Below are 16,206 nucleotides of genomic sequence, written 5' to 3'. Positions count from 1 at the left end.
CTCTTTATCACTGCGATTATGCTTGGGCTAACATCAGGGCTGCCAGCACACGTCCTGCAATTTACTGTCTTAACTCGCCAAAATTTGCACGCCTTGGCTTTTGCTCTTACCTGTTATTCTGTTAATTTGGTAAAAAATGCTGCCCTTGGCATAGGGCAGCCAAATACGTTTTGACAACAAAATGATAAAACATCGACATTATGACACCGGTGTCAGACTGTATCAATAAAAATTTGCAAATTCGGTGAAATTGGTTGAAAAAAAAATTGAATGGCTGACAATGTCACTGTCTTAAGCGTTGAGAAGAACATGAAAGGTAAAGCAACTTCATTTGATATCGCCCATTATGCTGGCGTTTCGCAATCTACGGTGTCGCGTGCCCTAAGAAATAGCCCTTTGGTTAACGAAGAAACTCGTCGTCGCGTTCATGAGATTGCTAAAAAGCTTAATTATAAGGTCGATAAAAACGCGAGTAATCTGCGCACTCAGCAAAGCAGTACATTAGCTTTGCTGTTATTTGAAGATCCCACAGAAGACGAGTCACAAATTAATCCTTTCTTTTTAAGTATGCTTGGCAGTATTACCCGAGCGTGTGCAAAAGAAGGCTATGACCTTTTAGTATCGTTCCAATCGACGAGCAGTGATTGGCATGCCGATTACGAGGATAGTCACCGTGCTGACGGGTTAATTTTACTAGGTTATGGTGATTACATCGATTACCAGTCAAAGTTACAAACTCTACTCGACAACCACACAAAGTTTGTTTGTTGGGGGGCAACGGTTGATAACCGTCCAGACCTAACTGTGAGCTGCGACAATTACGGTGGTGGTGTATTGGCTGCAAAGCATTTAATTGACATGGTCAGAACAGATTGTGCGTTTATTGGCGATGCTTCGGATCACAGCCCAGAATTTTTTGCGCGCTTTAAAGGCTTTAGAGACACCCTTAAAGCAAAAGGTATCGAGGTGAGCGACCGTAAAATGGCAAATGCGATTTCCACAGAAGACTCTGGCTATCATGCAACTCGCTCCTTAATCGCCAACAATGTTAAATTTAACGCGCTTTTCGCAGCTAGCGATCTCATTGCTATTGGCGCGATTAAGGCGCTTCAAGAAGCAGGCGTTCGCGTGCCTCATGATGTGCATGTCGTTGGCTTTGATAACATTGCTGCAGCGGGTTATGTTTCTCCCTCTTTAACTACTGTGCAGCAAAACACCACATTGGCAGGACAAATGCTGGTCGATAACTTACTTACGCTTATCCGAGGTGAAGCAGTAGCCTCTACTCTCTTGCCGCCCAAACTTATTATTAGACAATCTTCGCGATAGCTAGGGCCTGTTTGACCTTTGCTGTTTGCTGCAAAAACAAACTTGAAAGATAAACAGGCCCTAGATCTTCAGCGGAATCGAATAAAAAATGCCGAACTCATCTTCGGCATTTTTTATGTGTTTACTTACTGCTTGTTATTTCAGTTTACTTTCTACGATTGGGTAGTGATCCCACACTTGTTTTTCATTAAGAGAGCGTACTAACTTTACGTATTCAGCATGTGTCCAAGCCAAAGGCGTCGCCGAGTTGGTTCCTTCGCCAAGTTGATAACCAAAGGTATTTTTGCCCACACCATCCCATACTTGCTCTGGTAACATCATGCCTTCATTAGCAAAGTGCTCCATCCCCTTCACATAGGTATTTTGTATTTTGCTCTGTTCATCCGCACTTAACTCACCATCAAGCAGCGCCAGCGCAATATCATAGTGGCCACGCTCTCCGGTAAAGAAAGGCCACACTCGACCGCGTTGACCATCGGTATTCTGACCATTTTCGGCATAATTGATACCACGCTTCTCGTCTTCACCATAACCGTCGTTACCGTAACGGCGGTACCCCGGATAACTATTAACATCACCATCAAATTTAAAGCTATATTTTACTCTTAAATTTTCAGCTATCGACTCATCATCGTATTCAGGTATGGTAGCCACAATACTCGGGGCGTCAGCCCCTCTAACCCCGTAACGCACAAGTTCTAAAAAGCCACCGTCGATGATCTGCTTCTTATCCATTCCGCTGCGGCCATTATTGGCATTTAAAGTCGTACTGGAATTAGGGTTTTCGTCTTGTCCAATACGGAAGAAATATTGACCGTCACTGTGTTTGCTTTGCAGACTCCCTTTGGTTGTGAACATGAATGACTCAACATCACGATTGTACTGCTGCGCCGTCGCAAGGAATTTCTCTTGTCCCGCTTTATCACCGGCCAATTTAGCAATGTCGCTCGCCGTCACCAGGCCTGCAATGATTGCCGCGGTAGTCGATGGTGAATAGCCATTTTGCTCTTCCCAACGCTCTTGTTGCGTCGCAGGCGGTGTGATTTGCGTGTCATTCCACAAGATTTTAGCCAGTCCACCTTCAACTAAGAAATTAGCCGCAGGCTTTAACATCTTATTGTACCAATAAACCAGTCTATCATCGCTTAGCACACCCGCTTGCCATAGTTTCCATGCCAGCATAATCGGCATTGCCGTTTGGTCAAGTTGTACACCAACCCACTCAAGCTCGCCATCTACATGCGTTTTTTGTAAGAACCAGCCAGTATCACCATGGTTACCCGGTGTTTTATCCGTAACTTGCACTTTTTCTAGATACTCAAAAGCAGTGAGTGCTGTTTGTGTATCTCCCATCGCCAAAAATGCCATCGCTACTTGATAAAAATCACGCACCCATACTGCTTTATAACCGGTATGGCCTTGCTCTGCTGGCACTGTGTCACCCCACGGATTTGACAACGATGCTATCAGCGCGCCGGCATGGGTTTTATCTTCTTGCGCCTTAAGCACAAGCGCACTGGTGTAAAGTAACTTGCCGTTGTCTGCGGTATTTGCCGTCATGGACTTTAGCGGCACTAAACTGTCGAGATAATCTTGCCAGCCCGTCGCTTCGCCTTGGCCATTATAATCAGCCAGTACCTTATCGTAACCTTTGGCTAATGTGGCAGCCCCCTCAGCAAAGCTCTGCTGCTGAGAATGACCAAAACTCAAGGTAAGGTCAAAGGTGCTGCTGCCCTTTACTTGCCCTAAGTTTGCCAACCAATTAACGTTGCCACTCTCTTTACCTGTAGACGCATAAGCCCGAGCTATATGTCCTGTAGACTCAAGTGCCGCTATATTATCGCTGGTGCCAGTAAAACCAACAGATGCTTCAACAAAGCCGGTTTTGCTCTGCAAAGAGAGATAGTTCTTACCTTCCCATGCTAACAGACCTTGTTCTGTCACTTTCGCAAAATCGTTTAAGCCATTGTTATTCACGTATGGATTAACGTTCACAAAAGTCTGTACATCTTTTAGAGCACTGTCTACTTTTGCTCTAACAAACAAGGTTTGTCCATCAGGGTCGGTAAAAATGTGCTTTTCAAGGGTAAAGCGACCTTGTTTATCTTTGCTTAAAATTTTGTAAGCCAGCGATAACGGTCGTCCACTGGCATCTTTATAAAGATAGTCAATCGTGACATCAAGGGCGTCAGTATCAGATTCTTTCACTGCAAAGCCCTCACCCACGATGATAAATTGCATGTCTTTGATCTGCGCTTGGTGAATAAGTCCAAACATGGTCTCTGTGATCATCCCTTTTGCAACAGAAAACCATACCTTTGAAACTGCTTTAGTAACCGTAGAATCGCTGTACTTGCCGTCTTCGTAGGCTTCATACGATGTACCTATCCCCGTTTTTCCAGAGTATGACCAATAAGGTTTAACGCCAGGTGCACCTGGTGCCGTCAGGGTTTCATTGCCAGATTGCTGTGATCCGCAACCCACGAGGCCAGCACTTACCAAGGCAAGTGCGATTGTTGATAGTTTAATCATCTCGTTCTCCTTATTGAGCCTTTATCGTGACTCTTGAAACAGCTAATGCAGCGAGTAAAAATGACACGCCTCCGATGACGAGTGCGAATATCGGTTGGTTATCAAAACCATGACGCAGAATTAGACCTAGAATACTGGCTGCGAGTAATTGTGGGATCACGATAAAAAAGTTAAAGATCCCCATAAATACACCCATTTTGTTGCTTGGCAAAGCGTTACTTAACATCGCGTAAGGTAATGACAAAATAGATGCCCAAGCAAAGCCAATGCCCACCATTGGCAACCAAAGTAATGTGGGATCACCAATAAATTTGAAGCTAATTAAAGACACTGCACCAAAAAACAAGTTAGCTGCATGTGCCCCTTTGAGGCCGATGCGCTTAACCATGAATGGGATCACCATCGCAGCAATAGCAGCAAAGCCATTGTAGGCTGCAAATAACACCCCGACCCAATCAGCACCGTCGTTATAAAGCTTGCTCGTTACATCTGACGTACCATAGTGATGGCTCGTCACCGCTGAGGTGGTATAGATCCACATGGCAAATAGCGAAAACCAGCTAAAAAACTGCACCACAGCAAGCTGCTGCATGGTCTTTGGCATCGTAAATAGGTCAAAAATAACATGATAAAAACCATTACTTATACGCTGTTTTTGCTGCATCACATGCGCAATGACAAATACAATTGCAAAAGCGATAAGCAGCCCACTGAGCAAATAAAGCTCTTTTTCAAGGCCAAGAAGTGCAACGGCAAGCAACACAATAACGCCAATGAAACCGCTCACCGCACTGCCTTTTAAAAAGTTCACAGGTAGGTCTGACAGTGTTGCGCTTTGCGTATTTGTTTGCGCTTGTTCAAAGGCTGCGAGTTGTTCAGGGCTATATTCTTTCGTTTTTAGAATCGTCCACAATACGGAGATGAACAAAATAGCTCCCCCCCAGTAAAATGCGTATTTTACCGAGTCAGGGATTTGTCCTGCAGGAGCTGTGTTACTCACCTCAAACCAATTGGTCATCATCCAAGGCAGCGCAGACGCGACCACGGCACCAACACCAATGAAAAAGCTCTGCATCGCATACCCTGTAGCACGTTGCTTTTCATTCAGATTATCACCTACTAATGCTCTAAACGGCTCCATCGTGACGTTAATAGACGCATCCATGATCCACAGCATACCCGCCGCAATCCAAAGCGTTGGAGAATTGGGCATGATGAAAAGCGATAGCGTGGTGAGAATAGCCCCCCACAAGAAAAATGGTCTTCTACGTCCAAGTCTTCCCCATGTCCTATCACTCCAGTAGCCGATAATTGGCTGCACGATTAAACCAGTTAAGGGCGCTGCAACCCACAAAATAGGGATGTCATCGACCTTAGCACCGAGGGTTTGAAAAATACGACTCACATTGCCGTTTTGCAGTGCAAAACCAAATTGGATCCCAAGAAACCCAAAGCACATATTCCATATCTGCCAAAAACTGAGTTGTGGTTTTTGTTGTTCTTGTTGCATAGGTTACTTCTCTAATTGATAAACCACGCTGGCAAGCGGTGCTAGCGTAATCGTTGCGTTGGCGTGCTCGCCATCAGTTGTTGGTTGTAATTGTAAAGTCGGGTGTGACTCTAAAATATCGTTATAAACACCATCCCACTCTTTAGGCAGATTTACGGTGACTATTTGTTCTTGCTCTGCATTAAAGTTGCTCACGACCAACAGCTTTTGTTGACCTAATTTACGGCCAAATGCCATGACTGTTTCAGCATTGCTTGGCATCTCAGCACTCAGGAAGACTTGCAGGTATTCACCAGCCGCAATTGCCGGCTGCTTTGCTAGATTGAGTAATTTGACGTAGTAATTACGAAGTGCCTTTTGCTCATTTGAAAGTAGCGCGCCATCAAATTTCCCTTTATTCATCCATTTTTGATGTTCGGGTACACCAATATAGTCAAAGATACTGGTTCTGCTTGGACTGCCGAACCCCGCCTGCTCAGAGCCGTCCTCCCCTAATGTTTGTCCAAAATAGATCATCGATGGCGCTGTGCTTATTAGGTGACTAACCACCATAGCGGGTTTACCTTTTAGCGGATCGCCTACAAAGTCAGGGCTTGCGATACGCTGCTCATCATGGTTTTCTAAAAAGTGCAACATATGGGGGGCAATATCGGCTACCGATTGATGCATATCCAACACGGCTTGGGCACTACCTTTGCCTTGCATTAACGCCTTCAAGGTATCGTAGAAACCCACTTTGTCGTAGAGGTAATCCATCTTCCCTTGCTTGATATACGGGCGATATAAAGTGGGGTTATAGACTTCAGCAAGCAAGAAAGCTTCAGGATTTTTTGTTTTAATCGACGAGTTTAAGAAGCTCCAAAACTCTACTGGCACCATTTCCGCCATATCGTAACGGAAACCGTCTACGCCCTTTTCTAACCAAAAGTGCGTAATGGCTTGAAATTTGTACCAACTATCTGGCAATTGCTTGTGTTGCCAAAATTCAAAGTGCGCACGGTAATCTTGCTGAGCATAATCGTCAGGCAAGCGGTCGAAATCGTAGCTACCGTCAGGCTTCACGCCGTAATTCACTTTGACGGTTTCATACCAATCATTAATATCAGGCTTTGCTGCACGAGCACCGTTACCGGTCCACTTTGCTGGATTTTCTGCAAATTTGCCATCCGCCAATGAATGAGATCCACCACCTAACACCTGATAGCCTTCACTCGTTGGTACTGTAAATTCCTCACCAACCACGTAATAAAAGTTGTTGTCCCTAGCATATGCAACTTGCGTGTCGTCATTCGCGCCAAAATCAACAGTTCCTTTCGGCGCACCGAGTGACTCATAGTTACGAGCGACATGGTTTGGCACAATATCAATGATCACTTTTAAGCCGGCGTCATGTGTGCGTTTGATTAAGGCTTCAAATTCAGCCAGTCGTGCAGAAGGATCATTCGCAAGATCAGGGTTAACGTTGTAGTAATCTTTTATTGCATAAGGTGAACCCGCTCTGCCTTTTACAACATCAGGATCATCTTGGCTGATCCCATACTTGCTATAATCCGTCACTACTGCGTGATGGAGCACGCCGGTATACCAAACATGGGTCACACCCATCGCCTTAATTTGTTGTAATGCCGTAGGAGTAAAATCAGAAAACTTGCCTACGCCGTTTTCCTCTAGCGTTCCCCAAGGTTTGTTCTCTGTTTTAGTATTGCCAAAGAGCCTTGTGAATACTTGATAAACAACGGGTTTGCTCACTGGCGCCACTTCCGATTGCAATGTCATTTGTTCGGTTTTTTTATCAACTGGCTTGGGGCCACAGCCACTTAAACTTACTGCACCACCCAAAAGCGCTGACACAGCCAATAGTAGAGATTTATTTTTCATAGTGTTGTCATAATGCTGTTTTAAAAGAGTCTACTTGCGTAAACGAACGTACTGAACCCATTACATATGTATTCAGAAAGACCCTTGATTAGATTTTATTTATAACGATTAATACCAAGTTACTTGTGAACATTTGCCACAAAGCTTTCTAGCTCCATTCGGTGATCTTTAAAATTCAATCCACATCGTCTGATGAAGTCATTCACTTTTTCGATGTTATGTTGGTTTGCTAGGGCATTACCTGACTTAAGCTGAGCTTGTTCTGGGTAGATACCATAACCCGCCAATAAACAATGCCAGCTGACTGAAGGGTAATATTGCTCGACATTTTGGCGAACTAATTCATCCGATAAGTTGTTACCAGAAACCCAAGTCTGTAAAATTTGATAGAGTGACCGCGATAAGTGGTTATTGTTGGCATTATCAAGCCAGTAGTTGGTGTCAGTACGACTATTGACACGATAATGAGCGACGATATAGTCTCGAATAGCCTGATACCGTTCGCTCAAGGTGCGGTTGTGTTTATCTCTGTTACCATCGGTAAAATCCGCATCTTGGTAGCATTCAATGAAACTTTGAACGGTTTCTTGGACTATATGCAAAGCGGTTGCTTCTAATGGCTCTATGAAGCCCTGAGATAAACCAATCGCTATGCAGTTTTTACTCCAATGCGCTTTAACTTGCCCGACTTTCATTTTTATATGCCGAGCTTCTACTTCTGAGTCCAACAAACCCAAAGCAGCCCTTAGCTCAGTTTCTGCTTGATCCGCATCGCAGTAACGCTGACTATAAACATAACCATTGCCGATACGGTTCGTTAGTGGAATGTGCCAAGACCACCCAAATTGACGCGCAACAGATTGTGTTTCGGAGCGAATAGTGTCAAGTTGCTTGGTAGGTATAACGACCGCAGCGTCGTTAAATAAATTGGACTCGAATGACTCAAAACCCACACCTAAAGTATGTTGTAGCAGTAAACTTTTGAAGCCCGAGCAGTCAATAAAAATATCACCAGCGATTTCTGTACCATCAGACGTTATCAGTGCCGCAATATCACCATCAAGGTGTTTCCGAACGTCGGTAATTGTGGCATCAATGTGTTTTACATTAAACTCAGCCGCTTTGCGAGCCAACAACTGGCCAAGCAATGCTGAGTCAAAGTGATAACCATAATTAATTTCGAATGGGAAGCTTTCTGCAGCAATTGGGGATTTATTTAAATCAGCCAAGTGAGTCGCTAAAAAAAAGTGGTCTGGGTGGCCTTCTACGTCAATCGCCTTACGCCGAACAAAGCTGTTATGAAAAAAAGCCGGTGCACTGTAGTCATCTGGTTGTGCAGGAAATGGGTGAAAATAGCTAGAAAACCCAGGTTTTGTCGACCAATCTATAAACCGAATGCCATTTTTATAGGTCGCATTACAAGCCGGCATCCACTCGGCTTCCGAGATACCTAAATAGTCCATAAATCCTTTGAACTGCGGAGTAGACCCTTCACCAACACCAATAGTCCCGATGCTAGAAGATTCAACCACAGTGATTTCTATCGCTTTATCTGCCCAGCTTTTTGCCATCATATTTGCGGCCATCCAACCTGCAGTTCCACCGCCTAAAATCACTATTTTCTGACTTTTCATCGCCTTCGCACCTTAAACCTATTAAAAACCACGTATTGAAAGTGAACCAAACATATCAATTTAGATAATTGATGATAACCACTCATTGCGCTATGAGCGATTATAAAAAAGCCACCAAAGCAGGTGTTACTTTGGTGGCCATGGATGCTTGCGACTAATTAGAAGCTATAGTTAAACCCTAAATAATACTGGCGACCAAACTCTTTGTACTCACCAGTGGCAAGTGCAGTACCATAGTTAGTGGTATTTGGCTCATCAGTTAGGTTATTAACCTGTAAGACGGCTTCCAAACCATTCTCAAAGTTGTACGATGCCTGCCAATCAACCACAGTATATTCATCAGCCCAAGCTAGAGAAGAGCCACCAGGTGAAGCCCCTTCATACACATACTCATCACGGTAACGGATATTCAGGTGTGTTGTGAACGAGTCTATGTTCCAAAATACCGTAGCACTCCAAACATTTTTTGATAGACCTGGGAGTGGCAATTGCTGATCAGGGAAGTTACCACCGCCATCTACCGTTGTTTCGCTCTCAGTATATGAATAGTTAGCGTTAAAACCTAAGCCTGAAAAGACGCCCGGTAAATTATCAAACATCGTGGTATAAGCAAGCTCAATACCTCTTATGTATCCACCTTGATCATTATTCTGAGTCGTTTGGTATTGACCTGCAACAAATCCATCAGGAACCTCTAGGCCAATATCAGCCCAGTCAACCTCACCTTCTTGATAAGTGATACTTTCAATCAAAGATTCAATATCTTTCCAGAATATCGCGGCAACAAAAGCACCACCATCTTCAAAGTAACGCTCATAAGATAAATCAATTTGAGTCGCTCTAAACGGGTCTAAATTTGGGTTACCTTTTGACCACACATTATAACGAGGACTAGTACCATCATTTGCGGTGTCAGCCCAAGAACCAGCACCACCTCTAAGCTGGTAGACAGGTGGACGGCCAATAACTTCTGCTGCTGCAAACCTAATTTGGTCTGTGTCACTCACTCTGAAATTGAGGTTTAGTGAAGGCAATGTGTCTGTATACTCAGGACCATAATTAACATGGCGATAATCGGTTCTTTCAACGCCATTGTCATCGATAATTGAGTCACCAACTTCATCACCTTGGATCTGTTGAATGCCTATTGATTTCGTATCAGTTCTTACTACTCGAACGCCAAAATTACCCGTCACTGGTATGTCGGCAATTTCGGTATCTATATTTGCCATAATATAACCGGCTAATACTTCTTCTCGAACAGCTCCACTTTCAATGAGCGTCCAATTGTGGCCCCAAGTTTGTTGCGCCTCATAATTACCCGGACCAAATACTTCGTTAGCGATACCTTCAAGGTCTAATTCCAAGTATTGGAAGCCTCGAGTATCTCTAACCGAAACATATCCCGTCAAATCGTGAGGAATACACGGGTGGTTCTGATCATTAAATTCACAGCCTTTGTTCGTGACGATAGTGCCATCTGGTAACTGATAACCATTTTGACCTTCGCGTGCGCCCCATCTAAATGTAGAGCGTTGATCCGTAAATTCTCGGTCTGACCAACGTGCACCAACTTCAATCGAAGAAATAAAGCTGTTCTCAATAAAATATTTAAAATCAACTTTAACGCTATCTAACTCGTCTGTGTACTTGTGAGGGAATTGTTCCCAATCACCCAGTCGCATATTAGATAGGTCGGTATACCCGTTGCCAAGTGTTAACAGTGGTGAATCTTTCTCTCTTTGTTCAAAAGAAAACGTTTGATTTCTTAATTCTTGCCAGGTGTTAACTAATGTTCCATCTTCCAGTGTAGACGTACCGTACTCGTATGCATGCATTGAAGCAATCATATCTCTACGCGTTTTTTCCCCTTCACTATGAGCCCAGTCGAACTTTAATTCCCACGAATCTGTCGTGTATTGCAAGTTTAAGCCAAAGCTGTCGGTGGTTGAGTCCGTTGATTGGTCTTCAGAGCGCATCTCAACCCATGGGCCATTGGGATCCGTAATAGTTACATCCCCAGCGACTAGAAAACCATCTTTAACAACTGCATTGTCAACCGTATACAACGAGTTAATATCTTTTGAAAACCCTTCAATATTTAAGCCGCTCTTTTTATCTTCCGATTCAAACTTAGAATGGAAATAATCAAATTGTACTTTGAATGCGTCTGTTGGCTGATACACCAAGGTGCTTAACAGGCCAAGTCTTTCATCGCTGCCTTTGGCTGAGCGATATTGAAAGCCATTGACTGAGCGCTCTTCAGTACCATCGCCATCAAAATCCTGAGAGCGTGTAGGAGCATGCGCTGAGATATCAATTGCGTTATTTGGTTGGTTTAGATACGCCCCACCAATAGCAAAACCAAGTGTCTCATTTAGGAATTTACCTCGGTATGAAAAACTAATACGTTCGCCTGTTGAATCCGCGCCTACATCTGACGCTGCATCATTGTAGGAATATCTTACCGAAGAATTAAAATTATGTTCTTTTTCAGCATCGAGAGGGTTTGCCGTTTTAAGTTCAACCGTAGCCGCAACACCACCTTCAATCAGCGATGCTTTTGGTGATTTATACACTGCGGCTTGATTAATTAATTCTGACGGATATTGGTCGAATGAAATCCAGCGACTACCTGCGGTATATCCACTGGTACTCGCCTGCTCACGTCCGTTTAATGTGGTTTGAATAAAGTCGCCGTTCATCCCGCGAATATTAAGTTGCGAAGATTGCCCACTTGCTCTTACCGCGGTGATCCCAGGTAGACGGCTTAGCGAGTCAGCGATTGACACGTCAGGTAAGGAAGCTAAGTCTCCAGCATCAACTACTTCTGCAATGGTGTCGCTAAATCTTTTTTTATCGATTGAGGCGATGATACTGCGCGAGATACCTCGAACTTCGATCACCTCAACGTTATTTTCTTCATTATTAGCAGTGTTATCTTCAACAGGAGCAGCATGGCTCACACCCGCAGCAATCAGCGCAAGCGTTAGCATACTCGGTTTGAACTTAGACATAATGTTTTATCCCAATTAACCATATTATATTGTGCGATTTGTTCATCAGGCGTGCAAAATGATGAAAAAACAAACGAGCACAGTTGTTGTCAGTCAAATACTAGCGGCTGATTAAATTTGTAAACAACTTTATGCATACGTATTCAAAGCTAGTGCATTTCAACGAAATTTACAGGCTTTTTACAGGAATAAAACCCAACCTTATGATAAATATATATTTTTATTAGTTAAGGTCATAAGACCGACGGCATTTATTTACCTGCTTTAATTTCACTAAATCTTAACTTTCATGGGCTATTATTGTCGGCTGAGCATCAAAATATCCTCAACATGTCATCACTAGTCATACCCAAGTTAAATTGGTCTTACCAAAAGTTCTCTCTCGAAAAGCTTTATTTGTCTGCTTATTCCTTTTTAAAGGCCAATATTGGTAAATTTATTTTATAAAATAAAATTATGTAAATGACTTATCATAAATTTACCCAACAAAACCTGCATACGTATGCAGGTTTTTTACAGCCCCATGAGCATGACGTATTCTTTGGCAAAATTAGTGGTGAAAGTGCCCAGCATAGTATTTACTTGATACTCAGCACCGCCACAGAACAAACACGCACATAGCCTGGAGAAAGTGCATGGCAAATAATGAATGGTGGAAAGGCGCGGTTATCTATCAAATATATCCGCGTAGCTTTCAGGACAGTAATGCAGATGGTATTGGCGACTTACAGGGGATTATTCAGCGACTAGACTACATTAAGTCGCTTGGTGTTGATGCGGTATGGATTTCACCATTTTTTAAATCGCCAATGAAAGACTTTGGCTATGATATTAGCGACTATCGCGATATAGATCCTATGTTTGGTACACTCGACGATTTTGACACGCTTATCAGCGAAGCACATAACCGTGATATTAAGATCATTATTGATCAGGTACTTAGTCATACTTCAAATCAACACCCTTGGTTTGTCGAAAGTCGTGAAGACAAAACAAACGACAAAGCAGATTGGTATGTATGGGCCGATGCCAATCCAGATGGCAGTCCACCAAACAATTGGCTATCCATTTTTGGTGGTGTTGCCTGGCAGTGGGAGCCTAGACGCTGCCAATATTACCTGCATAACTTCCTCACTGAGCAGCCGGATCTTAACTTTCATCACCCTGAAGTACGTAAAGCCGTACTAGACAACGTCGAATTTTGGCTTAAAAAAGGTGTTGATGGATTTAGACTAGATGCTATCAACTTCTGTTTTCACGATAAGCAGCTTAGGGATAATCCAGCTAAGCCTATTGAGCTTCGTCAAGGTCGTGGCTTTAGCGAAGACAATCCTTATGCTTTTCAGTACCATTATTACAACAATACGCAACCTGAAAACTTACTGTTCATGGAAGAGATCCGTGCCTTATTAGATAGATACCCAGGCACAGTTAGCTTAGGTGAGATAAGCTCAGAAGACTCTTTGCAAACAATGGCAGAGTACACGGCCGATGGTAACAAGCTACACATGGGTTATAGCTTTGAGCTCCTAACTAACGACTACAGTGCAAAGTACATCAGAGAAACGGTTTCTCGCCTAGAGTCAGTCATGACCGAAGGTTGGCCATGTTGGGCGTTTGCAAATCACGATGTAGAACGGGTAGCAAGTCGCTGGAGTGTAGATGGCAAGGTAAACGATACACAGGTAAAAATGCTAACCGCCCTTCTCGGTTCATTGCGCGGTAGCGTCTGTATGTATCAAGGCGAAGAATTAGGACTTGGCGAAGCCGCCGTTGCCTTCGAAGAGCTGCAGGACCCATATGGCATTACCTTTTGGCCAAACTTTAAAGGCCGTGATGGCTGTAGAACGCCGCTTCCGTGGACGAAGGAAAAAACCAATGCTGGCTTCTCAGAGTCTAAGCCTTGGTTACCAGTTTCTGAAGCACATGCTCTACGAGCAGTAGACGAACAAGCAGTAGATAGCAATTCAACGCTCAGCTACTATCAAGCCTTTTTACAGTGGAGAAATGCGCAACCTGCACTAAAAACAGGTGACATTGAGTTTATTGATACCCCAGAGCCGGTGTTAGCTTTTTACCGTAAAACACAAACCCAGACACTGCTGTGCGCATTCAACTTAGCAGCTACTCAACAAAGCGTGACACTTCCTGAAGTTGCATTAACACAGTGTGACCTGAAGCACCTAAGTGGCACGGCAAGCGCAAATGTACTAACTCTTGATGCATTTGGTTGCTACTTCGCTGAAGTAGTATAATAGTTGGGCCTTGTAATTAAATAAGAGCGGTTAAGCCGCTCTTTTGTTATCTAACACTTTACCTATCTCACGCTGTAGTTGCGGCAATTCCAGTGCTTTGAAATAAAGCCAACCTTGATGCACATTCACCCCTCGACTTTTGAGATAACGAGCTTGAGCTTGGGTTTCTACCCCTTCAGCAATCAGTTTTTTATCCAGCTTTTCCGCCATATCAATCACTGCCGATAACACCGGGGATTGCAAAGTATCAAGGCCAATTGATGCAACAAAGCTCTGATCTATTTTCAGCAGGTCGATCGGAAAACTTTGTAAGTACTGCAAACCACTATACCCCGTACCAAAATCATCAATCGCGATTTCTATTCCAGCACGTTTGAGCTCGGTGAGTACCGTTTTCGTTTGAGCCTGCGTCAGCACATCACGCTCGGTTAATTCAATAGTCAACGAGGATATTTGGTTTTTTGCAGCAAGTAAGGCATCGATATAGCGTTTAGAGCCCAGAAGTAAACCATTAACGTTAAAAGACACCTTAAAGTCTGGCTGAGCGGCTAAGATGTCCGTCAAATCTCGCACAGCATTTTCGACTTGCGCTATCGAGATATCTAAAATAGTACCATCACGCTCAGCCTCTGGCACAAAGTAAGCGGGACCGAGCACACCTTCAAGTGGATGACGCCAACGAATGAGTACTTCCACGCCCACTATCGATGGCACCTCTGCATTAACAAGAGGTTGATACACGTTAAATAACTCATCATTTGCCAATGCTCTTAATATTTGTGTTTTACTGCTTAGCTGGCGCTTGTCATAGCTGATCAATAACAACGTGAGGCCAACCCAAGAAGCGCAATACAACACACTCCAAAGTACTAGCCACAGCCACCCTAGACTCACTAGTTGCTCATCATTTTTTGCAATGATTAAGCTCATCTGCGGCAAACTCGGAATAGCTGCAACGTACGCAAACTTTACCTTTTCATCATCAAATAGTCCTTCTACTGCGCGGCTATTAGCAGTTGGAAATAGTTTTTGGCGGATTGGCAAAGCATATTTACCATTTAAAAAAACCGGCACACCCGTGCTATTGTCGACCAAGGCAGCAAAATCGGTATTATGATGAGCCGAGATATCAAGCATACTCTTTAGCCAATGATCCGGCATCAACACATTTACCTCATAACCATCGTCTCTCGTGCGCGCTAAAACAAAGGCTGGAAGTTCTAAATAGTCGGTAATAATTGGGCCATAGTATCTAAGTCCGGGCTTTTTTATTGGGGCACTGGTATTCACAGGTGGAGTGAGTTGCCCAAAAGAATTGCAGACCAATTTCCCTTTACTATCTACGATCCCTATCTCGCTCATGCCAGGGTTTTCAAAAACCAATCGACGCATGTGGTGTAAACCCTCAGGGTCGCAATTTGGAGAAAGGTGGATGGCGTGTTTTAAGGTATCATCTACAACGACAAACTCTTTGTTGATGTCAGATACAATCCGACTCGCTACGGTGACAAGATTGGATTTAGCGGTCTCTTTTTGATGCACATAAGTGAAGGCAGCCACAATTGAAAATACAAAGGTGCAAGACAACCAAGCAATAAAGATATTCTTAAACAACTTGCTTAAGGAGTGTGCTCCTCGCATAAGCTCCTCACTCCACGGAACGCAAACAGGCGCAGAGTGTAGCTTGAATATGTGACAAAACTATTTCAATATAAAAAAAGCCTTGGTATCACCACCAAGGCTTTCTTATATTACAAGTTTTTGCTTGTGCCGACCTCAACACGGGTTTTTAACTTTTGGCCAGGCCTAAAAGTTACCACGCGTCGCGCAGAGATAGGAATATCTTCCCCAGTTTTTGGGTTCCTACCTGGGCGTTCCTTCTTGTCGCGAAGGTCAAAGTTACCAAACCCAGAGAGCTTTACTTGCTCGCCGTTTTCTAGCGCTGAGCGGATTTCTTCAAAAAACGCTTCAACTAAGTCTTTGGCATCTTTCTTATTGATCCCCAGTTTTTCAAATAGGTGTTCAGCTATGTCGGCTTTAGTAAGCGCCAT

At 43.6% G+C, this 16,206-nt stretch carries 9 protein-coding genes; 2 read left to right on the top strand and 7 right to left on the bottom strand.

Going from position 1 to position 16,206, the window contains the following annotated elements; genetic code table 11:
- Positions 1 to 309 precede the first annotated feature (309 nt).
- Positions 310 to 1,329, top strand: coding sequence for a LacI family DNA-binding transcriptional regulator (locus tag BB427_RS13270; RefSeq protein WP_010378014.1), 1,020 nt, complete (start codon positions 310 to 312; stop codon positions 1,327 to 1,329).
- Positions 1,330 to 1,464: 135 nt separating this feature from the next.
- On the opposite strand, the gene BB427_RS13265 is transcribed toward BB427_RS13270, so the two are convergent.
- The 5 genes from BB427_RS13265 to BB427_RS13245 all read right to left on the bottom strand — a co-directional run bounded on the left by BB427_RS13265 (position 1,465) and on the right by BB427_RS13245 (position 11,900).
- The gene (locus BB427_RS13265; RefSeq protein ID WP_069021106.1) at positions 1,465 to 3,861 is read right to left on the bottom strand and encodes a glycoside hydrolase family 15 protein; all 2,397 of its coding nucleotides are present in this window, start codon (positions 3,859 to 3,861) and stop codon (positions 1,465 to 1,467) included.
- A gap of 10 nt (positions 3,862 to 3,871) precedes the next feature.
- Positions 3,872 to 5,371: an MFS transporter gene (locus tag BB427_RS13260; protein WP_069021104.1), complete on the bottom strand. Its 1,500-nt coding sequence runs from the start codon at positions 5,369 to 5,371 to the stop codon at positions 3,872 to 3,874.
- 3 nt (positions 5,372 to 5,374) lie between these two features.
- Positions 5,375 to 7,249, bottom strand: coding sequence for an alpha-amylase family glycosyl hydrolase (locus tag BB427_RS13255; RefSeq protein ID WP_069021102.1), 1,875 nt, complete (start codon positions 7,247 to 7,249; stop codon positions 5,375 to 5,377).
- Between the two features lie 119 nt (positions 7,250 to 7,368).
- On the bottom strand, positions 7,369 to 8,883 hold the full coding sequence (locus BB427_RS13250; RefSeq protein ID WP_069021101.1) for a tryptophan halogenase family protein: 1,515 nt from the start codon (positions 8,881 to 8,883) through the stop codon (positions 7,369 to 7,371).
- Between the two features lie 158 nt (positions 8,884 to 9,041).
- Positions 9,042 to 11,900: a TonB-dependent receptor gene (locus tag BB427_RS13245; RefSeq protein WP_010378003.1), complete on the bottom strand. Its 2,859-nt coding sequence runs from the start codon at positions 11,898 to 11,900 to the stop codon at positions 9,042 to 9,044.
- A gap of 635 nt (positions 11,901 to 12,535) precedes the next feature.
- Here BB427_RS13245 and BB427_RS13240 point away from each other — a divergent pair.
- Positions 12,536 to 14,155, top strand: a complete 1,620-nt coding sequence (locus tag BB427_RS13240) for an alpha-glucosidase family protein (protein WP_069021099.1) — start codon at positions 12,536 to 12,538, stop codon at positions 14,153 to 14,155.
- Between the two features lie 30 nt (positions 14,156 to 14,185).
- On the opposite strand, the gene BB427_RS13235 is transcribed toward BB427_RS13240, so the two are convergent.
- Positions 14,186 to 15,796: an EAL domain-containing protein gene (locus BB427_RS13235; protein ID WP_069021097.1), complete on the bottom strand. Its 1,611-nt coding sequence runs from the start codon at positions 15,794 to 15,796 to the stop codon at positions 14,186 to 14,188.
- A 110-nt stretch (positions 15,797 to 15,906) separates the two neighbouring features.
- Entirely contained in the window at positions 15,907 to 16,206 is a 300-nt protein-coding gene (gene ihfA, locus BB427_RS13230; RefSeq protein WP_010377997.1) for an integration host factor subunit alpha, read from the bottom strand.

Source organism: Pseudoalteromonas sp. BMB (assembly GCF_001709235.1).
In the GTDB taxonomy this organism is placed as follows: Bacteria; Pseudomonadota; Gammaproteobacteria; order Enterobacterales; family Alteromonadaceae; genus Pseudoalteromonas; species Pseudoalteromonas maricaloris.
This window is presented reverse-complemented; position numbering and strand designations above follow the sequence as displayed.

Coding starts and splice junctions, on each gene's coding strand:
- BB427_RS13270 (WP_010378014.1), top strand. CDS start 310: ATGAAAGGTAAAGCAACTTCATTTGATATCGCCCATTATGCTGGCGTT.
- BB427_RS13265 (WP_069021106.1), bottom strand. CDS start 3,861: ATGATTAAACTATCAACAATCGCACTTGCCTTGGTAAGTGCTGGCCTC.
- BB427_RS13260 (WP_069021104.1), bottom strand. CDS start 5,371: ATGCAACAAGAACAACAAAAACCACAACTCAGTTTTTGGCAGATATGG.
- BB427_RS13255 (WP_069021102.1), bottom strand. CDS start 7,249: ATGAAAAATAAATCTCTACTATTGGCTGTGTCAGCGCTTTTGGGTGGT.
- BB427_RS13250 (WP_069021101.1), bottom strand. CDS start 8,883: ATGAAAAGTCAGAAAATAGTGATTTTAGGCGGTGGAACTGCAGGTTGG.
- BB427_RS13245 (WP_010378003.1), bottom strand. CDS start 11,900: ATGTCTAAGTTCAAACCGAGTATGCTAACGCTTGCGCTGATTGCTGCG.
- BB427_RS13240 (WP_069021099.1), top strand. CDS start 12,536: ATGGCAAATAATGAATGGTGGAAAGGCGCGGTTATCTATCAAATATAT.
- BB427_RS13235 (WP_069021097.1), bottom strand. CDS start 15,796: ATGCGAGGAGCACACTCCTTAAGCAAGTTGTTTAAGAATATCTTTATT.
- ihfA (WP_010377997.1), bottom strand. CDS start 16,206: ATGGCGCTTACTAAAGCCGACATAGCTGAACACCTATTTGAAAAACTG.